Origin of the sequence: Pseudomonas sp. 34 E 7, from assembly GCF_900005715.1 — a bacterium.
Classification (GTDB): Bacteria; Pseudomonadota; Gammaproteobacteria; order Pseudomonadales; family Pseudomonadaceae; genus Aquipseudomonas; species Aquipseudomonas orientalis_A.
This window is the reverse complement of record NZ_CVTX01000188.1, coordinates 16,364-40,045: the sequence shown is the minus strand read 5'-3', so window position 1 is coordinate 40,045 and position 23,682 is coordinate 16,364. Positions and strand designations below refer to the sequence as shown.

The window sequence follows — 23,682 nt, the reverse complement described above, 5'->3', positions numbered from 1 at the left end:
CACCGTGAACCCGGTTATCAAAAAATTCCAGTTCGGTCAGTCGACCGTTACCCTCGAGACAGGCCGTATCGCCCGTCAAGCCTCCGGCGCAGTGCTGGTTACCGTTGACGACGACGTTACCGTACTGGTGACCGTGGTTGGCGCCAAGACCGCTGACCCGAGCAAAGGCTTTTTCCCTCTGTCCGTTCACTACCAGGAAAAAACTTACGCTGCCGGTAAGATCCCTGGCGGTTTCTTCAAGCGCGAAGGCCGTCCTTCCGAGAAAGAAACCCTGACTTCCCGACTGATCGACCGTCCGATCCGTCCGCTGTTCCCGGAAGGCTTCATGAACGAAGTGCAGGTTGTCTGCACCGTCGTTTCCACCAGCAAGAAAACCGATCCGGACATCGCTGCGATGATCGGTACTTCGGCTGCCCTGGCTATCTCGGGCATCCCGTTTGATGGCCCGATCGGCGCCGCCCGTGTTGCGTTCCACGAAAGCACCGGCTACCTGCTGAACCCGACTTACGAGCAACAAAAAGCATCGAGCCTGGACATGGTCGTTGCTGGTACCTCGGAAGCCGTATTGATGGTTGAATCGGAAGCCAAAGAGCTGACCGAAGACCAGATGCTGGGCGCCGTGCTGTTTGCCCACGACGAGTTCCAGGTGGTGATCAACGCCGTCAAGGAACTGGCTGCCGAAGCTGCCAAGCCAACCTGGACCTGGGCTCCACAACCAGAAGCCACTGCTCTGCTGGGCGCTATCCGTGCCGAATTCGGCGACGCGATCTCCCAGGCTTACGCCATCACCGTCAAGGCCGACCGTTACGCTCGCCTGGGCGAGCTGAAGGATCAGGTTGTCGCCAAGCTGTCCGGTGAAGAAGGCCAGCCTTCTTCCAGCGAAGTCAAAGCGGCTTTCGGTGAAATCGAATACCGCACCGTTCGCGAAAACATCGTTAACGGCAAGCCACGCATCGACGGTCGCGACACACGCACCGTACGTCCGTTGAACATCGAAGTCGGTGTTCTGCCGAAGACTCACGGTTCGGCGCTGTTCACCCGTGGTGAAACCCAGGCCCTGGTGGTCGCGACCCTGGGCACCGCCCGTGACGCGCAACTGCTGGACACCCTGGAAGGCGAGAAAAAAGACCCGTTCATGCTGCACTACAACTTCCCTCCGTTCTCGGTGGGCGAGTGTGGTCGCATGGGCGGTGCTGGTCGTCGTGAAATCGGTCACGGCCGTCTGGCCCGTCGTTCGATTGCCGCGATGCTGCCGGCTGCCGACGTGTTCCCGTACACCATCCGTGTTGTGTCGGAAATCACCGAATCCAACGGTTCCAGCTCCATGGCTTCGGTTTGCGGCGCTTCCCTGGCACTGATGGACGCCGGTGTACCGATGAAGGCACCGGTTGCCGGTATCGCCATGGGCCTGGTTAAAGAGGGCGAGAAGTTCGCCATCCTGACCGACATCCTGGGTGACGAAGACCACCTGGGCGACATGGACTTCAAGGTAGCCGGTACCGCCAAAGGCGTAACCGCGCTGCAGATGGACATCAAAATCAAGGGCATCACCGAAGAGATCATGGAAATCGCCCTGGGCCAAGCCCTGGAAGCGCGCCTGAACATCCTCGGCCAGATGAATCAGATCATTGGTCAGTCGCGTACCGAGCTGTCGGAAAATGCTCCGACCATGATCGCGATGAAAATCGACACCGACAAAATCCGTGATGTCATCGGTAAAGGCGGCGCGACTATCCGTGCGATCTGTGAAGAAACCAAGGCTTCGATCGATATCGAAGACGACGGTTCGATCAAGATCTTCGGCGAAACCAAGGAAGCAGCTGAGGCAGCACGCCAGCGCGTCCTGGGTATCACCGCTGAAGCCGAGATCGGCAAGATCTACGTCGGTAAGGTTGAGCGCATCGTCGACTTCGGCGCATTCGTCAACATCCTGCCGGGCAAGGATGGTCTGGTTCACATCTCCATGCTGAGCGACGCTCGCGTTGAGAAAGTGACCGACATTCTGAAAGAAGGCCAGGAAGTGGAAGTGCTGGTACTGGACGTGGACAACCGCGGCCGTATCAAACTGTCCATCAAGGACGTAGCAGCAGCCAAGGCTTCGGGCGTTTAACTAGCCGCAAGCGTCACGCTGCAGAAAAGGACTCTTCGGAGTCCTTTTTTTATGAGCGTGAGAAAATGGAAGAGAATCAGCTGTTTAGCCCTGCGCAAAAGCCGCAACTTGCATGCAGGCACGATGGACTTCATGCAAGTTGCACGATTCCGAAAATTAGCGTTTTTTATAACTGGTTGTTTTATAAGGGTTTTTATATTTCTGGCGACTTGGCACACTGCCTGCAATATCCCTGTTAGCGCTTCAGTACCAAGATTTATGTACTGCAGTCTTTTAATAAAACAGGAGTTACTCGTATGAAGAAGTTCGCTCTCGCTACTGCTACCGCTCTGACTCTGGCCATGGGTGCTAACGTAGCCTTTGCTCAGACTTCCCAAGCCCCTATGACTCTGGCGGCCGGCGAAGCCACCCAGGCTAAGGAAAGCGTTTCGGATACTTGGATCACCACCAAAGTCAAAGCTGACCTGCTGACTGAAAAAGGCATTCCAGGTTCGGACATCATGGTTGAAACCAACAAAGGTGTGGTTTCCCTGTCCTCCAAAGTAGCCGTTTCGGACTCGCAGAAAGCGACTGCCGTAGCGATTACCAAAAAAATCAAAGGTGTAACCGCAGTTTCTGCTGACGGCCTGCTGGCTGGCGGCGCTACCAAGGCTGACGGCATCGACAAAACCAAAGGTGCTGCTCATGACGCTGGCGAGGCGACTAGCGATACCTGGATCACCACTAAAGTAAAAGCTGATCTGGTTACCGAGAAAGGTATCCCTGGCACCGACATCAAAGTTGAAACCAACAAAGGTGTTGTGTCCCTGTCGTCCACAGCGGCTGTGACTGCTGCGCAGAAAGAAACTGCTGTAGCGATCGCCAAGAAAATCAAAGGCGTCAAAGCTGTATCGGCTGATGGCCTGAAAGCCCAGTAACACTACCGATTGCGTTTGAACTGAATGGCGGCGGCTTAGGGTGAGTTAGATTTCCACCCGAGGCACCTCTGGAGTTCATGCGACCGACCACACGGATGTGGTCATTACAGGCCCCGGCACTTGTGTCGGGGCCTGTTTTATTGTGGGAGGGGGCTTGCCCCCGATGGCGATGTATCAGTCAATCTATCACTGACTGACCTACCGCAATCGGGGGCAAGCCCCCTCCCACATTGGGTTACTCGGCATCCAGATGCATTGGCGCCAGCGCCCGAGCATCTTTCTCCGCCTGCCCCTGCTGCACAACACGGACGAGGAGCAAAAAATGTGGGAGGGGGCTTGCCCCCGATGGCGATGTATCAGTCAACCTATCACTGACTGACCTACTGCCATCGGGAGCAAGCCCCCTCATACATTGGGTTACTCGGCATCCAGATGCATCGGCGTCACCACCCGACCATCTTTTTCCGCCTGTCCCAGTTGCGCATCGATGAAGTACACGCGGTCGTCTTCCAGCTTAGCCTTGTCCACCAGGTAATCCTTGATGGTGCTGGCCCGGTCCTGGCCGAGCTGGCGCAGCAGCACGTCACTGCCACTCCAGAACTTGATGACGCCGTCCTTGAGCCTGGCCGCGCGCTCATCGTCGCCCAGACCTTTCCATTCGGCCGGTGGTTGTTGTTTCAGGCGGGTGCGGTAAATGCCTTCCAGCAAAGGCGCCTTTTCCTTCTCGGGCACCACAAGCAACGATGCCTGGGCCGGGACTTTATCGCCGCGACGCTGCAGGATTTTGTAGTAGTTGTATTGGTACTCACGCTCCAGTCGTTGCGCGGCCAGGAACGGGCCGTCACTGCCGGCCGCTGCGGTGCCTTCGATTTCCAGGCGCAGGGCAGGGCGTTCCTTGAGTGCCTTGGCCAGCGTGTTAAGGGCTCCTTCGGCGTTTTTATCCAGTTCACTGGAGCCCGCCGCAAACGACACACTCCCCAGGTCTTGCGAACCGCCGCCGGTGACCAGCCCACCAATGAACTTGAAGGGCGCCGTCGCGGCACGCACCACGAGGTTGCGCAAGGTCTGCCACACAATCGGCATGACGCTGAATTGCGGGTTGTTCAGGTCACCGCTTACCGGCAGCTCGATGGAAATCTTGCCGTCGCTGTCCTTGAGCAAGGCCACCGCCAGGCGAATCGGCAAGTCCACCGCATCGGCGCTGTCGACTTTCTCGCCCAGTTGCAGTTGCTCGACCACCACCTTGTTTTCAGCTTTCAACTGGCCTTTGGTGATCATGTAATGCAGGTCCAGGTTCAAACGACCTTTGCGGATTCGGAAACCTGCGAATTTGCCCGAGTACGGCGTCAGGGTGGTCAGCTCGACCCGTTTGAAGCTGGTCGCGATGTCCAGCGCCGCCATAGGGTCAAACGGGTTCACGCTGCCCTTGATGGTCACTGGCGCGTAGCGGTCCACCTTGCCCTTGATGTCGACGCTGGCCGGTTTGGCCTGGCGACTGTCGATGGTGCCGATCTGGCCGTTAAGTTGTTGAATCGCGGTAGCGAAGTTGGGCGTAAGGCTGAAGTCGGCGAAATTGGCCGAGCCGTCGTTGATCGCGACCTGTCCGACGTGGATACCCAACGGCTTGTCTTTGCTCGCAGCCGGTTTGGCTGCCGATTTGTTCCCGCTGTCGGCAGGCTGCGGGATCAGCAGGTCGTCGATATTGGTGGTGCGGTCCTCGTTGATCATGAAGCGCGCATAGGGTTGCAGCAGGTTGACCTTGTCGATCGACAGGCTGTCGCCATGCTGGTAATTGACGCCTTCCAGCACCAGACGCTGCCATTTGAGAAAGTCACGGGACTTGAGGGTGTCGAGCGTGTGCAGCTGATCCACTTGCGCGCGGCCGGTGACTTGCAGGGTCAGCGGCTCGGTACTCTTGAGGTTGACATCCAGGTTGCTGCCCAGCATGCCGCTGCGCAGTTCCAGACGGATGAACGGGCTGATATAGGATTGAGCGACGCGCAGGTCGATGTCCTGAGTGTTCACTTTCAGCCTGGCGCTGACCGGATTGAGGTTGACCTCGCCGGTTGCCTGGATCTTGCCTTGCTTGCCCAGGCCGCTGTCGACCTTCAAGGAAAAAGGGCGTTGGTTGAGGCTGTCGAAGTTCTGCACATCGACGTTCAACGGGCCCAGATCCAGGGCTACCGCAGGCTTGGCCTGGCGGTCAGCCAAGTGCACCTGGTAGTTGCGTAGTTGCACATCCTTGAGCAGCACTTGCCAGGGTTTGCTAGGCGCTGCCGGTGGCGCTTCAGGTGAGTCGGCAGTCGCGGGCGCGGAGGCCGGTTCCGGCGTCTTGGCCGGTTTGCCGGGTTGGCTGGCGAACAGCTTCTGCCAGTCCAGTTGTCCATCAGCCTCGCGGGCCGCCCAGGTTTCGAGTTTGTTGCTGCGGATCTTGCCGATCACTACCTGTTGCTTGGCCAGGTCCACCGTGGTCTCGCTGACGTCCAGGCGCTCCAGGCGTGCCAATGGGCGGCCATCCGGCGCCTTGATCGCAAAGGGCGCAATGCTGGCGGTGGTGTTGGTCAGGTTCAGCTCGGTCTCTTTGGCCAGGCTGAATTTATAGTCGGTGCTGAAATTGAGCACACCGTCCTCAAGCACCAGCGGCACGGCATCGCGCACATACGGCCACCAGGCTTTCATTTTGCCGTCGGTGACTTTCAGCGAGCCTTCGGAGGTGATGGGCACCAGGCTGAAGTTGCCCTTCCAATCGATTTGCCCACCCTGGGGGCCGGCGGCCACCAAGGTCATGTCGGCGTTATCTTCCGGCAAGGTGCTGAGGTTTTTCAGCTCGAAGTCGAGTTTGTCGTAGAGAAATTCGATGGGTTCGCTGGGTCGCAGGTCCCGAAAGTGCACATAGCCGCCCGCCAGCCTGATGCTGTCGATACGCAGCGGGAAAGGCTTGGCGTCGGGATCGGCAGGGGTTGGCTCGCTTGGGGGCAATTTGAACAATTGCGCCAGGTTCAACTGGCCGGACTTGTCGAAGAGCAATTCGGTCCTGGGCTGCTCGAGTTGAACATCGGCCAGGTGCAGGGCGCGGGTCCAGAGGCTGTCGATCTGCAGGTTGGCATAGAGGCGCTCGAAACCCACCTGTTCCTTGCCCGGCTCACCGATCTTCAGGCCCCATAGCGTCAGCTCCAGGCTGAACGGGTTGAGTTCGATACGCTCGATACGCGCCGGCACCGTTGCGTAATGGGCCAACTGCTGGTTGGCAATACGAAGGGCGATGCCGGGCAGAATCAGAAAGCCCAGCACGCTATACACAGCAAGGGCGGTCAACAAGGCGCCTATGGCGCGGAACAATCCTTTGGGCATGGGTGACAGCCATCTATGTCGAACGAGAGTGCCTTGGAGTATGGCACGTGATTTCGGTTCCGAAGAACCGCCAGGCCTGGGAAACTTCCTACAATTGCAGGATCAGGGTCTTCAGCGGAGGTTGCTGGTCTTTCGACGGAAAGTCCGCGCCTGGCGCCATGATCTGCCAGTCGCGTACGGGGCGACCGGCTTTTTCCGCGCAACGCAGCACCTGTTCGCGCCAGTCGTCCATGCTCACTTTCGCCAGGTTGTTGCAGCAAATGAGCACACCATTATCGGCGGTTGCCAACAGTGCGGGCTTGAGCAGGCTTTGGTAGTCGCGCAACAGGTCGACGGTACCGAAGGCGCTTTTGGCCCAGGCGGGGGGATCGAGCAGGACCAGGTCATACTGGCGCTGTTCCAGGCGCGGATAGCTCGGCAGTTTCTGGCCACGACGCTGAGTGACAGGGAGGCCGGCCAATTGGCGAATCGCCGGGAAGTAATCGGACTGTACGAAGGCCATGGTCGGCAACTGCGGGTTAAGCAGACCGTTCTCGCGCCCCACGGCGAGGTTGCCCTCGGCAAAGTCCAGGTTGCAGACTTCGCGTGCGCCACCGGCTGCCGCGCTCAAGCCTACGCCACAGGTGTAGGCGAACAGGTTGAGCACGCTTTTACCGGCGCTGTGGTCCTTGACCCAGCCACGGGTGTTGCGCAGGTCAAGGAACAGCAGCGGGTCCTGTCCGGCATGCCGCCCACGCACTCGGTAGTTGAGGCCCCATTCGTGACCGACCAGATCCTCCAGCGCGGCAGGTTCGGCGCGGTACACGCTGTCTTCACGGTCGATCCGTGAGTTGCCACGGGAGCGGTCGTTGTACACCAGCAGCAGCTCCAGGCCCAGGTATTGACTGATCAATTGGTGCAAGTCCAGCAGATCAGCGGTTTGCAGGGATTGGTGGAAGCTTTGCACCAGCAATTGCGGGCCGTAGCGATCGATCGTCAGGCCACCGGCGCCTTCCTGGCTGCCGTGGAACAGCCGGTAGCAATCGGTGCCCTGGGCATGCAGTTCACTGATCAGGTCTTGGCGATGGTCGAGGGCGGCGCGCAGCGCCTGGTTCAAGGAAGTCATGGAGCGCGCCTTGCTTGCGGGGGAATGAGGACAGTGGGGGCGCGCAGTTTAACAGCCCCGGCCTGAACAGGCCGGGGGTTATTTCGAGGCTAGCGGTTCAGGCGTTGATCAGCCGCGGTGACGACCGCGGAAGTAGTTGATCAGGCCCTGGGTCGAAGCATCTTCGGCCGAGGTTTCTTCGGCGCCGGTCAAGCGGTTGTAGACGCCTTTGCCCAGTTCCTTGCCCAGCTCGACACCCCATTGGTCGAAGGCGTTGATGCCCCAGATGACGCTCTGGACGAACACCTTGTGTTCGTACATGGCGACCAGCGCGCCCAAGCGGCGCGGGCTGATGCGTTCGACCACGATCGTGTTGCTCGGACGGTTGCCCGGGATCACCTTGTGAGGCGCCAGTTTCTGCACGTCGGCCTCAGGGATGCCCTTATCGCGCAGCTCCGCTTCGGCTTCGGCGCGTGTCTTGCCAAGCATCAGCGCCTGGCTCTGGGACAGGCAGTTGGCATACAGCCACTGGTGGTGGTCGGAGACCGGGTTGAAACTGACGATCGGCACAATGAAGTCGGCCGGGATCAGTTGGGTGCCCTGGTGCAGCAACTGGTGATAAGCATGCTGGCCGTTGCAACCCACGCCGCCCCAGATGACCGGGCCGGTATCGGTGGCGACCGGCGTGCCGTCCTGGCGCACGCTCTTGCCGTTGGACTCCATGTCCAGCTGCTGCAAATGCTTGGTGATGTTACGCAGGTAATGGTCGTACGGCAGGATCGCATGGCTCTGCGAACCCCAGAAATTGCCGTACCACACGCCCAGCAGGCCCAGCAGCACCGGCATGTTGTCTTCGAACGGCGCGTTCTGGAAATGCTGGTCCATGGTGTAGGCACCGGACAGCAGCTCCTTGAAGTTGGACATGCCGATCGCCAGGGCGATCGGCAAGCCGATTGCGGACCACAGCGAGTAACGACCACCGACCCAGTCCCACATCGGGAAGATGTTTTCTTCGCGAATGCCGAACGCGACGGCCGCCGCGTTGTTGCTCGACACCGCAATGAAGTGGCGGTACAGCTCGGCTTCCGAGCCACCCTGGGCCAGGTACCAGGCGCGGGCGGCCTGGGCGTTTTTCAGGGTTTCGAGGGTGTTGAAGGATTTCGACGAGACGATAAACAGCGTGGTCTCGGCGCGCAGCTTCATGGTCAGTTCGTGGAACTCGCTGCCGTCGATGTTCGCCAGGTAATGGCAGCGTACGCCCTTATGGGCGTAGGACAGCAGCGCTTCGGAGACCAGCTCCGGGCCGAGGAACGAACCACCGATGCCGATGTTCACCACGTCGGTGATCGGCTTCTCGGTGTAGCCACGCCACAGGCCGTCGTGGATACGGCCGACCAGGTCAGTGATCTGGTTCAGCACCTTGTGCACGTCGGGCATGATGTTCACGCCGTTGACCGACAACTTGTCGCCCACCGGGCGGCGCAGGGCGGTGTGCAGCGCCGGACGGCCTTCGGAGGAGTTGACCGGCTCGCCGGCATACAGCGCGTTGATCGCGTCTTTAAGGCCGACTTCGTTGGCCAGGCCCACCAGCAGGTCGCGGGTTTCGCGGGTGATCAGGTTTTTCGAGTAATCGAGGAAAAGCCCGCAGCTGCTCAGGGTGAATTCGGAGAAACGCTGGGGGTCGGCATTAAAGGCCTCGCGCATGCTGAAATCCTGCATGGCTTGGCGATGTTGATCGAGCGCGTGCCAGGCGGGCAGCGCGGTAACGTCATGAGGGGTGCGGTAGTACGCCATCGCTGCGGGTTTCCTTTTATTACGGGGACTGCCTTTAGGACACTTCAAAGCCCGAAACCTCCAGTCTTTTAACACGCGAGGGGTTTCGGACAGCGCTAACCAGGAGCGCAGGGCGATTACATTAAACCTAGCGTGTCGATATGTCTTGGCTTTGTCTGCGCTGATGCCGGTACTTTTTTATACCGGCATAGCGATGAAGGCAATTGGCGGGGTGTCGAGCAGGGTCAGTTGAGGTTCAGGTGCAGGTTGTCGATCAGGCGTGTCGTGCCCAGATAGGCCGCTACCAGGATCACGATATCCCGGTCCTCAGGCGTGGCCGGACGCAAGTGCACGCCTTGACGCACTTCCAGGTAGTCCATGCGCAAGCCGGCGGCTTCGATCTGCCGGATGTGCTCGGCGCGCAGTGTGGCGAAATCCCGCTCACCGCTCTTGATGGAGGCGGCCATCTGGCTGAGGCTGCGGTACAGCACGGGGGCAATTGCGCGTTGCTCCTGGGTGAGATAACCGTTGCGCGATGACAGCGCCAGGCCATCGACGGCACGTACGGTCGGCTCGCCGATGATCTGGATCGGCATGTTCAGGTCATGCACCATGGCGCGGATCACCGCCAGTTGCTGATAGTCCTTCTGGCCAAATACGGCCATATCCGGCTGAACCATGTTGAACAGCTTGCTGACCACCGTGGCGACGCCTTCGAAATGCCCTGGGCGGCTGGCCCCACACAGGCCTTCGGACAACTGGGGGACGCTGACGCGGGTCTGGCCGGCCATGCCGTCGGGGTAAATCTCCTCGACCGTGGGCGCGAAGAGCAGGTTGCAGCCGGCTTGCAGCAGCATTTCCTGGTCGGCGGCCAGGGTGCGCGGGTATTTGTCCAGGTCTTCGCCGGCGCCGAATTGCAACGGGTTGACGAAAATGCTCGCCACGACGAAGTCCGATTGCTGCGCGGCCTTGCTCACCAGGGTGGCGTGGCCACTGTGCAGGTTGCCCATGGTCGGCACGAAGCCGATGCGCTTGCCGGCACTGCGCGCGTGGGTCACGGCGGCGCGCAGTTCACGTAGGGTTTTAACGGTGTTCATGCAGAAAATCCGTGTTCGGTGCCGGGAAAGGTCACGGCTTTGACTTCGCTGACGTAAGCGCTCAGTGCGGCGTGAATGCTGGGCTGGCCGGCCATGAAGTTCTTCACGAACTTGGGCACGTGGCCGCTGATCGACAAGCCGAGCATGTCGTGCAGCACCAGCACCTGGCCGTCGGTGGCGGCGCCGGCACCGATGCCGATCACCGGTACTTTGACGGCCTGGGTGATTTCGGCAGCCAGTTCACTGGGCACACACTCCAGCAGAATCATCGCGGCGCCGGCTTGTTCCAGGGCGATGGCATCGGCACGCATCTGGCGTGCCTGGGCTTCATTGCGGCCCTGTACCTTGTAGCCGCCGAGCAGGTTGACCGACTGCGGCGTCAGGCCCATGTGCGCGCATACCGGGACGCCGCGCTCAGCCAGCAGGCGGATCGACTCGGCGAGCCATACGGCGCCTTCGACCTTGATCATGTGCGCACCCGCCTGCATCAGTTTGCCGGCGTTCTGGAAGGTCTGTTCAAGGGTGGCATACCCCATGAACGGCAGGTCGGCGATGATAAACGCACCGTCATTGCCACGCTTGACGCTGGCGGTGTGGTACGCGAGTTCGTCGGTGGTGACGGGGAGTGTGCTGTCATTCCCTTGAAGTACCATGCCCAGGGAGTCGCCTACCAGCAACACCTCGACCCCGGCCTGACAGCTGGCGTGGGCGAAGGTAGCGTCGTAGCAGGTCAGCATGGTGATTTTTTCACCTTTGAGCTTGAGGCTCTGCAAGGTGGTCAGGGTAATGTCTGGCATGAAAAGGGTCCTCGTTCAGGCGCTTGGAAACAGCGAGTAACGCGCGTGAGTCTTCGTTTATACAGGCGCACTGTCTTGAGAGCAGTGCTTATAAGGCCTGGATTGCGCCCTTCAGCGCCGGGCTGGCGGCAGCGGGACGCCTATAGTCGTGAGGAGGACACGGGAAGTCAATTGGATGTGTTACCGCATTGTTACGATGACGGTGTTACCGCTGTTACTGACGCGATTGTAGGAGCGAGCTTGCTCGCGAAGAACGCTTAGGCGCCGCGTTTAATCAGGCTGTGCGCGTTCTCGTTGACGATGTTCGCGAGCAAGCTCGCTCCTACAGAGGTAAGCGTTCCAGGCCGACAAATGGGCAGGCTTCAAGCAGGCCGCTGAGGCTTTGCCCGTCGGGCAGTTGCAGGTCGGCAGGCGCCAGTTCGGCCAGCGGATAAAGCACAAACGCCCGCAGGTGCATCTGGTAATGCGGCACCTTGAGGCGCGGCTCGTCGATCAGGCGGTCACCGAACAGCAGGATATCCAGGTCCAGCGTGCGTGGGCCCCAACGCTCAAGGCGTTCGCGACCCTGGTCGTTTTCGATGCTTTGCAGCGCATCGAGCAGGTCGAGTGGCGCAAGGTCGCTGTCCAGGGCTGCCACCGCATTGGTATAGCGCGGTTGGCCCGGGAGCAGGGAGTCACTTTGATAGAAGGCGGATACACCGGCGAGGGTGGTGCCGGGCAATTGCGCCAAGGCGTCGATCGCGCTGCGCAATTGCTGTTGCGGGGCAGCCAGGTTGCTGCCCATGCCAATGTAGATACGTTCCACGTTTATTCGCCTGTTGCGCCTGAGGCATCGGCGGCGCTGCGTTTGCGCTTGCTGGAGCTGCGGCGGCGCTTTTTCGGCCCTTCGCCGGTGCTGTCGCCTTTGCTGCCGAGTTCACGAATCATCTCGCGGCGCTGGCTGTCATTGGCGTCCTGGTAGTCGGTCCACCATTCACCCAGGCCGTCGGTCTGCTCGCCGGCGCTTTCGCGCAGCAACAGGAAGTCGTAGCCGGCGCGAAAGCGTGGGTTGTCCAGCAACAGGTCGGCGCGTTTGCCGCTGCGGCGCGGCAGGCGCTCCTGCATGTCCCAGATCTCGCGGATCGGCAGGGTGAAGCGCTTCGGAATGGCGATGCGCTGGCACTGTTCGCTGATCAACTCGTGGGCGGCTTCCTGCATGGCAGGGATCGGCGGCATGCCGCGGTCCTGCAAGCGCAGTACACGCTTGGGCAGGGCCGGCCACAACAGCGCGGCAAACAGGAAGGCCGGAGTGACCGGCTTGTTCTGTTTGATGCGCAAATCGGTGCTGATCAAGGCTTCGCTGATCAGGGTGTGGGTGTACGTCGGGTTGTGCTCCAGGGCCTCGGCGCTGGCCGGGAACAGTGGATCGAACAACTGCAAGTCGACGAGCATCTCGAAGGTGTCGGCCGCATAGCCCGAGAGGAACAGCTTGAGCACTTCTTCGAACAGGCGTGCCGACGGAATCTCCCGCAGCATCGGTGCCAGTTCGCGAATCGGTGCGGCCGTGTGTTTCTCGATGCCGAAGTTCAGCTTGGCGGCGAACCGCACCGCACGCAGCATGCGCACCGGGTCTTCCTGGTAGCGCTGCGTCGGCTCGCCGATCAGGCGGATCAGGTTGTTGCGGATGTCGTGTACGCCGTTGGCGTAATCGAGGATGCGCTCGCTGACCGGATCGTAATACAGGGCATTGATGGTGAAGTCGCGGCGTTGCGCGTCTTCTTCCAGGGTGCCGTAGACATTGTCACGCAGGATGCGTCCGCTCTCGTTGCGGGAAGACTGATTGGTGTCTTCCTCTTCATCGTTTTGCGGATGGCCGGCGCGGAACGTCGCGACTTCGATGATTTCGCGACCGAAGTGGATATGCACCAGCTTGAAGCGGCGCCCGATGATCCGCGCATTGCGAAACTCGGCACGTACCTGTTCAGGCGTGGCGCTGGTGGCGACGTCGAAATCCTTCGGCGTGATATTGAGCAGCATGTCGCGTACGCAACCGCCCACCAGGTAGGCCTGGTAGCCGGCGTTCTGCAAACGTTCGACGATGTTCACTGCGTAACGGCTGAATTGAGCGCGCTGCAATGAATGCTGATTGCTGTTAAGCACTTCAGGCGTGCTGCGAATGTGTTGCGTACGACGCAAGGGGGAACGGAATGACTGGAACAACTTCTTCAGCATGGGATGCACTGTTTGAAGGAATGTTCGGCCATAACGAAGAATGACCGCATGATGGGCCGGGATTCTAGCATTTAGTCAGGGGATGGTGTAGGAACAAGCTGCGGGCGTTGCGCCAAAAGCGTTTGAGGGGCAATCCAGGGGCAATCTGTCGGAAACTACAAGGGGAGCCGAAGCTCCCCCAGAAGTAGTTGCGTGCTCTATTTTTATTATTGGTTTCGGGCTTCTTGTTTTTGTTGATCGCCCTCGTCATGAAGCTTCACCTTCATGACACTCCCAATCGGGAGCAAGAGCAAACGGATTGCTTTGGTCGCTGTGTTGCTGATCTACGATCCAACCAGTTCAGGCTCTGCCTTAGGGCAGTTTTTGTTGTTCTCGGCCTGGTTGCGGGGCAAGCCCCAAATGCAACGCCTCTCCAAAAGAATCAGTTAGCTGCGCCTCCGCCGTGTTGTTTTTGTTATGCGTGAGTCGATTCGTCTTATTTTTATTGTCTTGTACAAAGCTTGTTATTGTTTTTGTACTAAGCATATAGCAGGGTGCGTGCCAACTTTAGCGTTGCCCAGCAAAACCGGGGGTTTGAGGCAGATTCGGGTTTTTGATGGAGCAAAAAAAGCCGGGGCTTCGTTACCGTAAGCCCCGGCTTTTGTTACGCGAAATATCCGCGGTAACAGTTTTTTCACATCTGCACGTGTTACCTGTGGCGCGGCCCCTCAACTTTCGCTGGCGACGCCGGTCTTGCGCCGTGGAATGCCCAGGCGCTGGCGACGTTCCCACAGGCACTTGCGGCTCACGCCCAGCTTGCGTGCCAGTTCGGTCTCGGTCATGTGGTCCTGGTGCTCGAGGACGAAGTGCTGGAAATAGTCTTCCAGGGACAAATCTTCCGTCGGCTCGTGGCTGGTATTGCTGCCCGCGCCCTGTTGCGGCGCCAGGCCGATGAAGTCGTCGTCGTCCAGATCGCTGAGTTCGATATCGATGCCCAGCAGCTCGGCGGATATTTCCGGGCTTTCCGACAGGATGACCGCACGCTCGACGGCGTTTTCCAGTTCGCGCACGTTGCCCGGCCATGAGTAATGCCGGATCACCTGCTCCGCATCGGGCGCAAATTTCAGGTCGGTGCGGTTGATGCGCGCGCTCTGGCGCAGCAGGAACGCCTGGGCGATTTCGTTGACGTCGGCGCCGCGCTCACGCAGTGCCGGCAGCTTGAGCGCAATCACGTGCAAGCGGTAATACAAGTCTTCGCGAAATTGGCCGATCTTGGCCAGGCTCTTGAGGTCACGGTGCGTCGCGGCGATCAGGCGTACATCGACCTTTTGCGATTGCACCGACCCGACCCGGCGAATCTCGCCTTCCTGCAACACGCGCAGCAAGCGTGCCTGTGCTTCCAGGGGCAGTTCGCCGATCTCGTCGAGGAACAGCGTGCCGCCGTCGGCCGCTTCGACCAGGCCCGCGCGCCCGGCGCTGGCACCGGTGAACGCGCCTTTTTCGTGGCCGAACAATTCGGACTCGATCAAGGATTCGGGGATTGCCGCGCAGTTCACCGAAATCATCGGAGCCTTGGCTCGCTTGGACAGGTTATGCAGGGCGCGGGCCACCAGTTCCTTGCCGGTGCCCGACTCACCCTGGATCAATACATTGGAGTCGGTCGGCGCGACCTTGCGGATCTTACTGTAAAGGTCCTGCATGGGCGGGCAGGAACCAATGATGCCGATCTCGCCGTTGCTGTTGTCGACGCCCGGTTTGTCGGCAGCCTTGCCTGCCGGACGTTGTTCGACCGGCGCACTGCCGGCCGACTGACGGTCACGCAGGATGCGGGCCACTGCCTGAAGCATCTCGTCGTGGTCAAAAGGCTTGGCGATGTAGTCCACCGCGCCCATCTTCATCGAGTCCACCGCCGAGCGCAGGCTGGCGTAGCTGGTCATGATCAGCACCGGCGTGCCCTGGCCCAGCTTGATCAATTCGGTACCCGGTGCGCCCGGCAGGCGCAGGTCGCTGACGATCAGGTCGAACGTGGGAATGCTGAACCGCTCCTGGGCTTCCTGCACCGAGCCGGCTTCGCTGACCTGGTACTGATTACGTTCAAGCAGGCGACGCAAGGCAGAGCGGATAATGGTTTCGTCTTCGACGATCAAAATGTGCGGCATTGATTCAATTCTCTCGACGGTCTCAGTTCACAGCGGACGTCGCTTCGACATGACGCGGCAAGGTCACCCGAATACGGGTGCCGCGTTGGCTTTCGGTGTCAGCCGGGCTGTCGATGGTGATTTGTCCATAATGCTCTTCAACGATGGAATAGACCAGTGCAAGGCCCAGACCGGTACCTTCACCCGGGTCCTTGGTGGTGAAGAAAGGTTCGAACAATCGGTCCATGATGTTCTGTGGAATGCCGCTGCCTTCGTCTTCCACGATCAGGTCGACCGTGTGCTCGAAAGCCTCGCTCTTGACGCGTACCGCACTGTGCGGCGGGGAGGCGTCGCGAGCGTTGGACAGCAGGTTGATCAGGACCTGGGCCAGGCGTTGCGAGTCGCCATCGACCCAATGGTCCGGATCGCACAAGTTAAAGAACTGTACTTCGAAATTGCGCCGGTTCAAGGCCAGCAGCCCAATGGCGTCCTGCGCCACTTCGGCCAGGCACACCGCTTCGTCCTGATTCTGGTGGGCGCCGGAGTGGGCAAAGCTCATCAGTGACTGCACGATGCGCGACACGCGCTTGGTCTGCTCGAGGATTTGCCCGCTGATCTCGGTGATTTCACCGTCTTCCTCGCGCTCTTCGCGCAGGTTCTGCGCCAGGCAGGCGATGCCGGTGATCGGGTTGCCGATCTCGTGAGCCACGCCGGCGGCCAGGCGACCGATGCTGGCCAGGCGCTCGGAGTGCACCAGCTTGTCTTCGAGCATCTGCGTGTCGGTGAGGTCTTCGACCAGTAACACCAGGCCGCTGTTACCGGGGGCCAGGGGCTCGTCAATGGCGGCCTTGTGCAAGTTCAGCCAGCGGGTCTGGCCGTCGAGCGCCAGGTGCTGTTTGTGCAAATGCTCGTCGGGCAGGTTGATAAAACCCTGCAACAATTCTTTCCAGGGATCGCCCAGGGTATTGAGGCGAGAGCCGACCACGCGTTGCGCGGCGATACCGGTGAGCTCTTCCATGGCCTTGTTCCACATCAGGATTTCCTGGTCCTTGGCCAGGGAACACACGCCCATCGGCAGTTCCTGCAGGGTCTGGCGGTGATAACGGCGCAGGGCATCGAGCTCGGCGGCCAGGCCGGTGAGGCGCGAGTGGTAGTCCTCGAGCCGGCTTTCGATGAAGTGGATGTCTTCGGTCACGTAGTTCTCGCCGCCCGCCTTGTAGGGCAGGAAGGTTTCCACCATGTCCTGGGACACGCTGGGGCCCATCAACCCCGACAGGTTGGCTTCGATACGGTCACGCAAACGCCGCAGGGCATAGGGGCGGCGCTCGTCGAACGGCAGGTACAAATCGCGCAAGGCCTGCTCGACTTCCTTTTGCGCGGCCTTGGCGCCGAGTGGCTTGGCCAGTTGCGTGGCGAATTCCTGGGGCGAGGCCGCATGCAGCTCGCGGCGTTGCGGGCGGCGCACGTTGTCCACCGCGCAGGCTTCGGCGGCGCTGATTTCTTCGGGGCTGGCATTGGTGAACAGCGAGATCAGCGTGAACATCAGCACGTTGGCGGCCAACGAGGCGATTGCGGCCATGTGCCAGCTGGTGTCGTCCAGCACGTAAATCATGTTCAGCAAGGGGATATAGAACCCCTGCAGGTTGCCGACCAGCGGTAGCAGCATGGTGACCAGCCACACCAGGATGCCCGCCAGCAACCCGGCGATGAAGCCTCGGCGGTTGGCGGTGGGCCAGTACAGCACCGACAGCACGCCCGGCAGGAACTGCAAGGTGGCGACAAAGGCCACGATGCCGAGGTTGGCCAGGTCCTGTCCGGCGCCCAGCAGCAGGTAAAAGGCGTAGCCGGCCATGATGATCGCGACGATCAGCGCGCGACGCGTCCACTTCAACCAGCGGTAGATATTGCCTTCGGCCGGTGGCTGGTACAGCGGCAGCACCAGGTGGTTAAGCGCCATGCCGGAGAGGGCCAGCGTGGTGACAATGATCAGGCCGCTGGCCGCGGACAAACCGCCGACGTACGCCAGCAGCGCCAGGGCCGGGCTGTTGGCCGCGATACCGATGCCGAGGGTGAAATACTCGGGGTTGGTGGTGGCCCCCAGTTTCAGGCCGGCCCAGAGGATCAGCGGCACCGCCAGGCTCATCAACAGCAGGAACAGGGGCAACCCCCAGCTGGCGCTGACCAGCGAGCGTGGATTGAGGTTCTCGGTGAAGGTCATGTGGTACATGTGCGGCATCACGATCGCCGACGCGAAGAACACCAGCAACAGCGTTCGCCACGGGCCTTCCTGCAGCGGCGTGTGCAACGCGGCAAGGGCCGTCTGGTTTTGCAGCAACCACAATTCCAACTGTTGCGGGCCGTCGAACACGCCGTAAAGCGCGTAAAGGCCGACACCGCCGATGGCAATCAACTTGATGACCGACTCGAAGGCAATCGCGAACACCAGGCCCTGGTGTTTTTCGCGGGTGGCGATATGGCGTGAGCCGAAGAAAATCGTGAACAGGCTGATCAAGGCGCAGAAGGCCAGGGCAACACGATGTTGCACGGGCTCGCGGGTGAGGATGCTGATGGAGTCGGCCACCGCCTGGATCTGCAGCGCCAGCAACGGCAGCACGCCGATCAACATGAAGATCGTGGTGAGCGCACCGGCCCAGGTGCTGCGAAAGCGAAAGGCAAACAGGTCCGCCAGGGAGGACAACTGGTAGGTACGGGTGATTTTCAGGATCGGGTACAGCAGCACCGGTGCCAGCAGGAACGCACCGGACACCCCGAGGTAGCTGGAAAGGAACCCGTAGCCGTATTGATAGGCCAGGCCTACCGTACCGTAGAACGCCCAGGCGCTGGCGTACACGCCCAGGGACAAGGTGTAGGTCAACGGATGGCGAATGATCGCCCGCGGAATCATTCCGCGCTCACTGATCCAGGCGACGCCGAACAACGCCGCCAGGTAGGCGGCGCTGATCAGCAGCATCTGGGTGAGGCTAAAGCTCATCGGCATCTTTTTGGCTCTGCAGGATGAAAGTCACGACGATCAGGATCAGCCACAGCAGATAAGGCCGGTACCAGGCGCCCGTGGCGTCGATCCACCAGTCCATGATGGCGGGGGAAAACAGGTAGATCCCGACGACCAGCAGCAGGACCAATCGATAGATGTACATGTTGGCCTCTGATTAAAAAACTGCGGCGATGGTAACGGATGCCCGGCAAGCTGCAAGCGCCTTCAGCGCAATTGCGCCTCGGCCAGCGTGAGTGTGCGCGGGATCAGTGTGGCATCCCACTGCTGGATGCCCCAATCCAGCAATTCCCTGGGGCTCGCGTAAAGCAGTTCATCGCCGGCCGGCTGACCGAGGGCGCGCAGTGCTCTGAGCAGCAACGGCGCGGCCTGGTCTGCGGTCAGCGGTGGCGAACGGTACGACTTGCCCAGTTTGTTACCGTCCGGCTGGACGATCAGCGGCACATGCAGGTAGCGCGGCTGGCGCAGGCCGAGCAGTTCCTGCAGGTAAAGCTGGCGCGGCGTGGAGTCGAGCAGGTCGGCGCCGCGCACGATGTCGGTAACGCCTTGCCAGGCGTCATCCAGGACCACGGCCAATTGGTAGGCGTACAGGCCGTCGCGGCGGCGGATGATGAAGTCGCCCGCATCGCGCCCCAGGTGCTGTCGGAATGGGCCCTGTACCCGGTCGGTAAAATGATATTCAAGCTCGGGTACGCGCAGACGGATAGCGGCATCTTGCTGGTCGTGGCCGGCGTTGCGGCAGAGTCCGGGGTAAATCCCGTTGTAGGGCTCCAGCTGTTTGCGCGAGCAGGTGCAGGCGTAGGCCAGGCCGTGGTTGAACAAATCGTTCAGTACCTTGGCGTAGGCGTCGTGCCGCTCGCTTTGCCGGAGCAGTTCGCCGTCCCACTCAAAGCCGTAGCGCTCAAGGGCATGCAGAATTGCCGCCTGGGCGCCGGGTTCTTCCCGGGGCAGATCGAGGTCTTCCATGCGCATCAGCCAGCGCCCCTGATTGGCGCGGGCGTCGAGGTAGGAGGCGAGGGCGGCGACCAGGGAGCCGAAGTGCAAATGGCCGCTGGGCGTGGGGGCGAAACGCCCGATGTAGGTAGAGGCAGTCATGGGCCGGATACTACTGGAAAATCGGTAAACGCCAGACACAAAAATGGGGCGTTCGCACGCCCCATTCCTTCAGCTCGGCAGGTATTACTTGCCGACCTGTTTTTCCTTGATTTCGGCCAAGGTCTTGCAGTCTACACAGAGGTCCGCGGTCGGGCGGGCTTCCAGGCGACGAATACCAATCTCGACGCCGCAGGATTCGCACCAGCCGTATTCTTCGTCTTTGATCAGTTGCAGGGTCTTGTCGATCTTCTTGATCAACTTGCGCTCGCGATCACGGGCGCGCAGTTCGAGGGCGAACTCTTCTTCCTGGCTCGCACGGTCGGCCGGGTCAGGGAAGTTGGCTGCTTCGTCCTTCATGTGGTCAACGGTACGGTCAACCTCCTGCATCAAGTCCTGTTTCCACTTGTTCAGGATCTTGGTGAAGTGCAAGCGCATGGGCTCGCCCATGTACTCCTCACCTTTCTTCTCTACGTAAGGTTCGAAGCCGCTGATGCTTTGCTTTTCTTGGGTGGACATGAATAGACCGCCTCTCACTCTTCTAATCCATTGCGCAGGATTGCAACGTCACCGACACCTGCCGGCCCTGCGGCTGCAAGCGGGCGAACTTACCAGATAGATTCGGGGTGCGCCACTCCCGGTTGTCGAGCCTGTCGCGCCGGGGTTGCAAACTGCAGGGCCCCGTCGTGGCTGGTTATGTCTTGTCTCGAATGTTGATTTTAGTCGTTTTGCCGGCGCTTGCCCGTACCGTCAAGTCGGTAGGGCAGGCAATAGAGCATGTTTTAACGCCAGGGTTCGGTAGAATCCGGATTTTGTCCTCACCGTCTAAGGAAGGCTAATGGCTCAGCCCTACAGTGCGCGCAGTCGCGCCATCGAACCTTTTCATGTCATGGCGTTACTGGCGCGGGCCAATGAGCTGCAATCAGCCGGCCGCGACGTGATCCATCTGGAAATCGGCGAGCCGGACTTCACCACCGCCGAACCGATTATCCAGGCTGGCCAGGCGGCCCTGGCCAACGGCAAGACGCGCTACACCGCCGCCCGTGGGCTGCCCGAGTTGCGTGACGCGATCAGCGGTTTCTACCAGCAGCGCTATGGGTTGAACATTGATCCGCAGCGCATTCTGATCACGCCCGGTGGCTCCGGCGCGTTGTTACTCGCCACCAGCCTGCTGGTGGATCCGGGCAAGCACTGGCTGTTGGCGGATCCAGGCTACCCCTGCAACCGGCATTTTTTGCGCCTGGTGGAGGGCGCGGCGCAGTTGGTGCCGGTGGGGCCACAGGTGCGTTACCAATTGACCGCCGACCTGGTGGCCGAACACTGGAACCAGGACAGCGTGGGCGCGCTGGTTGCCTCCCCGGCCAATCCTACCGGGACCATGCTGACTCGGGACGAACTGGCCGGGCTGTCGAGTGCCGTCAAGGCGCGTGACGGCCACTTGGTGGTGGACGAGATCTATCACGGCCTCACCTATGGCGCAGACGCCGCGAGCGTGCTGGAAGTCGATGACGATGCTTTTGTCCTGAATAGTTTTTCGAAGTATTTCGGCATGACCGGCTGGCGCCTGGGCTGGCTGGTTGCGCCCCCTGAAGCAGTGGGTGAATTGGAGAAGCTGGCGCAGAACCTCTACATCAGTGCGCCGAGCATGGCCCAGCATGCGGCCCTGGCCTGTTTCAGCGCGCAAACCCTGAGCATTCTGGAAGAGCGTCGCGCCGAATTCGGCCGACGTCGTGACTTCCTGCTGCCGGCCCTGCGCGAGTTGGGCTTCAGGATCGCGGTGGAACCGGAAGGAGCGTTCTATCTTTATGCCGATATCAGCGCGTTCGGCGGTGATGCCTTCGCGTTCTGCCGGCATTTCCTGGAAACAGAATATGTGGCCTTTACCCCCGGGCTGGATTTCGGGCGTTATCAGGCGGGTCATCATGTGCGCTTTGCCTACACGCAAAACCTTGATCGACTACAAGAAGCGGTGGAGCGGATTGCCCGCGGCCTGCGGAGCTGGCAAGGCTGATGCGTTTTCATCCTCCCCTCGAAGAAGGGCGGCTGATCCGCCGCTACAAGCGCTTTCTCACCGACATCGAAACCGTTACCGGCGAGTTGCTCACCATCCACTGCCCGAACACCGGTTCGATGCTCAACTGCATGGTCGAAGGTGGCCAGGTCTGGTTCAGCCGTTCCGCCGACCCCAAGCGCAAGTTGCCAGGCACCTGGGAAATCGCCGAAACGCCCCAGGGTCGGCTGGCATGCGTCAACACCGCGCGTGCCAATCAATTGGTCGAGGAAGCACTGCGCGCCGGCGTCATCACTGAGCTCAACGGTTTCACTGCGTTGAAGCGAGAAGTGCCCTACGGTCAGGAAAAGAGCCGGATCGATTTTCGCCTGGAATACCCCCAGGGGGCCGCGTTTGTCGAGGTTAAAAGTGTCACCTTGGGCTTTGATGGCAGCTCAGTGGCGGCATTCCCTGATGCGGTGACCCAGCGCGGCGCCAAGCACTTGCGGGAGCTGGCTTACCTGGCGCGTGAAGGTGTGCGGGCGGTGCAGTTGTATTGCGTCAATCTCTCGGGGATCGATGCGGTGCGCCCGGCGGTGGAAATTGATGCGGGTTACGCCGCTGCGTTGCGTGAAGCCAAGGCGGCGGGGGTCGAGGTGCTGGCGTACGGTGTGCGGGTCACGCCTGAAGAGATTTACGTCGAGCGGCCGTTGAAGGTGCTGTTGGGTGACTAGAGTTCCACCCACAAGCCCTGTTCGTCTTCGCGGCCGGGCAGGGCGGTGAGGCTTTGGCCTGCGCAGGGGCCGGCGATGCACTCGCCGCTTTCGATCAGGAACAGCGCCCCGTGGGTGGCGCATTGAATCAGGCTGGCACTTGAATCGAGGAAGCGGTGCGGTTGCCATTCCAGCGGGATGCCGCGGTGGGGACAGCGGTTGATATAGAAGTAGGCAACCCCATCGCGCCGCACGGCCAACAGTTTGCGCCCGTCGATATCAAAGCCGAGGCTGCTGTCGGGCGCAAGGGCTTCGGAGGGGCAGAGAAACTTCATTTCATTCCTTAAGTGCCTTGACGTTCAAATGCAAACAATTATCAAATGCCGTTTCGCCCGTCAGCTGGTCGGGTGCTCATTACGATGCCGGGCAGGCTGTATCTGTCACATTGATGAGTGCATGAGCGGCTCTGCCTTGAAAGGAAACCCTGTTATGCGCCTGAGTGCCAGCGTTATTGCGCTTGTTGCCGGATTGCTGGTCAGCCAAGCGGTCCAAGCCTCGGAGCTGCCGCAACGCTGGGTCAGCGCCGGTGGCGCGTTATCGGAGTGGGTGACGGCATTGGGGGGCGAGTCGAAACTGGTCGGCGTGGACACGACAAGCCAGCATCCGGCGTCACTCAAGGCATTGCCAAGTATCGGTTATCAGCGCCAATTGTCGGCCGAAGGCATTCTCAGTCTGCGCCCGCAACTGCTGGTGGGTACCGAGGAAATGGGCCCACCGCCAGTGCTGGCGCAAATCCGCAGCGCCGGGGTGCAGGTAGAAATGTTCTCGGCACAGCCGGATTTGGCGAGCCTGAAAACCAACCTGGCGCATTTGGGTAAGCTGCTGGACAGCGAGGCCAGGGCCAGCCAATTGTTCAGCGGCTATGAGCAGTCTCTGGACCGACAGAAAGCCTGGGTGGCCAAGGCCCAGGTGACGCAAAAAGCACCGGGCGTGTTGCTGTTGCTCGGGCACGCCGGCGGCAAGCCGTTGATCGCCGGTCAGGACACCGCTGCTGACTGGATAGTGCAGCAGGCCGGCGGCCATAACCTGGCGACTCACAGTGGTTACAAACTGTTCTCGGTGGAGTCGCTGGCCGGGTTGAGTCCCGATGTGCTGGTATTTGCTGATCGGGCACTCAGCGGTGAAGCGGCCCGTGTGGCGTTGTTCAAGGAAAATCCTATCCTCGCGTCCACGCCGGCGGCCAAGAGCGGTCGGGTGATTGAATTGGACCCGACGCTGCTGGTGGGCGGGCTCGGGCCACGCTTGCCGCAGAGCCTGGCGCAGTTGTCGGCCGGGTTTTACCCGTCCAGCGCGCAACCCGCCCCATGAGGACATTGGTTAAACCGAAAACGCTGTTTATCGGGCTGGCGCTGTTGTC

18 protein-coding genes are annotated in these 23,682 nt (G+C 60.6%); 5 read left to right on the top strand and 13 right to left on the bottom strand.

The window, feature by feature from the left end:
• Positions 1-4 precede the first annotated feature (4 nt).
• Both pnp and BFP96_RS26260 read left to right on the top strand, forming a co-directional pair.
• Positions 5-2,110: a polyribonucleotide nucleotidyltransferase gene (gene pnp / locus BFP96_RS26265; RefSeq protein WP_049711495.1), complete on the top strand. Its 2,106-nt coding sequence runs from the start codon at positions 5-7 to the stop codon at positions 2,108-2,110.
• Positions 2,111-2,406: 296 nt separating this feature from the next.
• The gene (locus BFP96_RS26260; protein ID WP_065883947.1) at positions 2,407-3,027 is read left to right on the top strand and encodes a BON domain-containing protein; all 621 of its coding nucleotides are present in this window, start codon (positions 2,407-2,409) and stop codon (positions 3,025-3,027) included.
• A gap of 417 nt (positions 3,028-3,444) precedes the next feature.
• Here BFP96_RS26260 and BFP96_RS26255 read toward each other — a convergent pair whose 3' ends face one another.
• From BFP96_RS26255 to dksA, 12 genes are all read right to left on the bottom strand, one after another.
• A complete protein-coding gene (locus BFP96_RS26255; protein ID WP_065937304.1) occupies positions 3,445-6,378 on the bottom strand; it encodes a DUF748 domain-containing protein in 2,934 nt (977 codons plus the stop codon).
• Between the two features lie 88 nt (positions 6,379-6,466).
• A complete protein-coding gene (locus tag BFP96_RS26250) occupies positions 6,467-7,483 on the bottom strand; it encodes a class I SAM-dependent rRNA methyltransferase (protein WP_065892268.1) in 1,017 nt (338 codons plus the stop codon).
• 108 nt (positions 7,484-7,591) lie between these two features.
• Positions 7,592-9,256, bottom strand: a complete 1,665-nt coding sequence (pgi, locus tag BFP96_RS26245) for a glucose-6-phosphate isomerase (RefSeq protein ID WP_065883953.1) — start codon at positions 9,254-9,256, stop codon at positions 7,592-7,594.
• Positions 9,257-9,480: 224 nt separating this feature from the next.
• Positions 9,481-10,332 (bottom strand): pantoate--beta-alanine ligase, encoded by an 852-nt coding sequence (panC, locus tag BFP96_RS26240; RefSeq protein ID WP_065937303.1) that lies wholly within the window; start codon positions 10,330-10,332, stop codon positions 9,481-9,483.
• A complete protein-coding gene (gene panB, locus BFP96_RS26235) occupies positions 10,329-11,129 on the bottom strand; it encodes a 3-methyl-2-oxobutanoate hydroxymethyltransferase (RefSeq protein WP_065883957.1) in 801 nt (266 codons plus the stop codon). The genes panC and panB overlap by 4 nt, the downstream gene beginning before the upstream one ends.
• A 322-nt stretch (positions 11,130-11,451) precedes the next feature.
• The gene (folK, locus tag BFP96_RS26230; protein ID WP_065937302.1) at positions 11,452-11,934 is read right to left on the bottom strand and encodes a 2-amino-4-hydroxy-6-hydroxymethyldihydropteridine diphosphokinase; all 483 of its coding nucleotides are present in this window, start codon (positions 11,932-11,934) and stop codon (positions 11,452-11,454) included.
• A 2-nt stretch (positions 11,935-11,936) separates the two neighbouring features.
• Positions 11,937-13,340 (bottom strand): polynucleotide adenylyltransferase PcnB, encoded by a 1,404-nt coding sequence (locus BFP96_RS26225; protein WP_065897587.1) that lies wholly within the window; start codon positions 13,338-13,340, stop codon positions 11,937-11,939.
• Between the two features lie 707 nt (positions 13,341-14,047).
• Positions 14,048-15,478, bottom strand: a complete 1,431-nt coding sequence (locus tag BFP96_RS26220) for a sigma-54-dependent transcriptional regulator (protein ID WP_065897586.1) — start codon at positions 15,476-15,478, stop codon at positions 14,048-14,050.
• Positions 15,479-15,500: 22 nt separating this feature from the next.
• A complete protein-coding gene (locus BFP96_RS26215; protein WP_162303221.1) occupies positions 15,501-18,455 on the bottom strand; it encodes a sensor histidine kinase in 2,955 nt (984 codons plus the stop codon).
• Positions 18,439-18,615, bottom strand: a complete 177-nt coding sequence (locus tag BFP96_RS30700; protein WP_003176118.1) for a hypothetical protein — start codon at positions 18,613-18,615, stop codon at positions 18,439-18,441. Before BFP96_RS30700 ends, BFP96_RS26215 begins: the two co-directional genes overlap by 17 nt.
• 62 nt (positions 18,616-18,677) lie before the next feature.
• The gene (gene gluQRS, locus BFP96_RS26210) at positions 18,678-19,565 is read right to left on the bottom strand and encodes a tRNA glutamyl-Q(34) synthetase GluQRS (RefSeq protein ID WP_065937301.1); all 888 of its coding nucleotides are present in this window, start codon (positions 19,563-19,565) and stop codon (positions 18,678-18,680) included.
• A gap of 84 nt (positions 19,566-19,649) precedes the next feature.
• Positions 19,650-20,081, bottom strand: a complete 432-nt coding sequence (gene dksA / locus BFP96_RS26205) for an RNA polymerase-binding protein DksA (RefSeq protein WP_065883968.1) — start codon at positions 20,079-20,081, stop codon at positions 19,650-19,652.
• Positions 20,082-20,400: 319 nt separating this feature from the next.
• Here dksA and BFP96_RS26200 point away from each other — a divergent pair, with 319 nt between their 5' ends.
• Together BFP96_RS26200 and sfsA are read left to right on the top strand one after the other, a co-directional pair.
• Positions 20,401-21,573: a pyridoxal phosphate-dependent aminotransferase gene (locus BFP96_RS26200; protein ID WP_065937300.1), complete on the top strand. Its 1,173-nt coding sequence runs from the start codon at positions 20,401-20,403 to the stop codon at positions 21,571-21,573.
• The gene (sfsA, locus tag BFP96_RS26195) at positions 21,573-22,286 is read left to right on the top strand and encodes a DNA/RNA nuclease SfsA (RefSeq protein ID WP_065883970.1); all 714 of its coding nucleotides are present in this window, start codon (positions 21,573-21,575) and stop codon (positions 22,284-22,286) included. Before BFP96_RS26200 ends, sfsA begins: the two co-directional genes overlap by 1 nt.
• Here sfsA and BFP96_RS26190 read toward each other — a convergent pair.
• Positions 22,283-22,600, bottom strand: a complete 318-nt coding sequence (locus BFP96_RS26190; RefSeq protein ID WP_065883972.1) for a Rieske (2Fe-2S) protein — start codon at positions 22,598-22,600, stop codon at positions 22,283-22,285. The two genes, sfsA and BFP96_RS26190, sit on opposite strands and share 4 nt — an antisense overlap.
• Positions 22,601-22,754: 154 nt before the next feature.
• Between BFP96_RS26190 and BFP96_RS26185 the strand changes: the two genes are divergently transcribed.
• Positions 22,755-23,633: a heme/hemin ABC transporter substrate-binding protein gene (locus BFP96_RS26185; RefSeq protein ID WP_065937299.1), complete on the top strand. Its 879-nt coding sequence runs from the start codon at positions 22,755-22,757 to the stop codon at positions 23,631-23,633.
• Positions 23,634-23,682 lie beyond the last annotated feature (49 nt).

Coding starts and splice junctions, on each gene's coding strand:
- BFP96_RS26260 (WP_065883947.1), top strand. CDS start 2,407: ATGAAGAAGTTCGCTCTCGCTACTGCTACCGCTCTGACTCTGGCCATG.
- BFP96_RS26255 (WP_065937304.1), bottom strand. CDS start 6,378: ATGCCCAAAGGATTGTTCCGCGCCATAGGCGCCTTGTTGACCGCCCTT.
- BFP96_RS26250 (WP_065892268.1), bottom strand. CDS start 7,483: ATGACTTCCTTGAACCAGGCGCTGCGCGCCGCCCTCGACCATCGCCAA.
- pgi (WP_065883953.1), bottom strand. CDS start 9,256: ATGGCGTACTACCGCACCCCTCATGACGTTACCGCGCTGCCCGCCTGG.
- panC (WP_065937303.1), bottom strand. CDS start 10,332: ATGAACACCGTTAAAACCCTACGTGAACTGCGCGCCGCCGTGACCCAC.
- panB (WP_065883957.1), bottom strand. CDS start 11,129: ATGCCAGACATTACCCTGACCACCTTGCAGAGCCTCAAGCTCAAAGGT.
- BFP96_RS26225 (WP_065897587.1), bottom strand. CDS start 13,340: ATGCTGAAGAAGTTGTTCCAGTCATTCCGTTCCCCCTTGCGTCGTACG.
- BFP96_RS26220 (WP_065897586.1), bottom strand. CDS start 15,478: ATGCCGCACATTTTGATCGTCGAAGACGAAACCATTATCCGCTCTGCC.
- BFP96_RS26215 (WP_162303221.1), bottom strand. CDS start 18,455: ATGCCGATGAGCTTTAGCCTCACCCAGATGCTGCTGATCAGCGCCGCC.
- BFP96_RS30700 (WP_003176118.1), bottom strand. CDS start 18,615: ATGTACATCTATCGATTGGTCCTGCTGCTGGTCGTCGGGATCTACCTG.
- gluQRS (WP_065937301.1), bottom strand. CDS start 19,565: ATGACTGCCTCTACCTACATCGGGCGTTTCGCCCCCACGCCCAGCGGC.
- dksA (WP_065883968.1), bottom strand. CDS start 20,081: ATGTCCACCCAAGAAAAGCAAAGCATCAGCGGCTTCGAACCTTACGTA.
- BFP96_RS26200 (WP_065937300.1), top strand. CDS start 20,401: ATGGCTCAGCCCTACAGTGCGCGCAGTCGCGCCATCGAACCTTTTCAT.
- sfsA (WP_065883970.1), top strand. CDS start 21,573: ATGCGTTTTCATCCTCCCCTCGAAGAAGGGCGGCTGATCCGCCGCTAC.
- BFP96_RS26190 (WP_065883972.1), bottom strand. CDS start 22,600: ATGAAGTTTCTCTGCCCCTCCGAAGCCCTTGCGCCCGACAGCAGCCTC.
- BFP96_RS26185 (WP_065937299.1), top strand. CDS start 22,755: ATGCGCCTGAGTGCCAGCGTTATTGCGCTTGTTGCCGGATTGCTGGTC.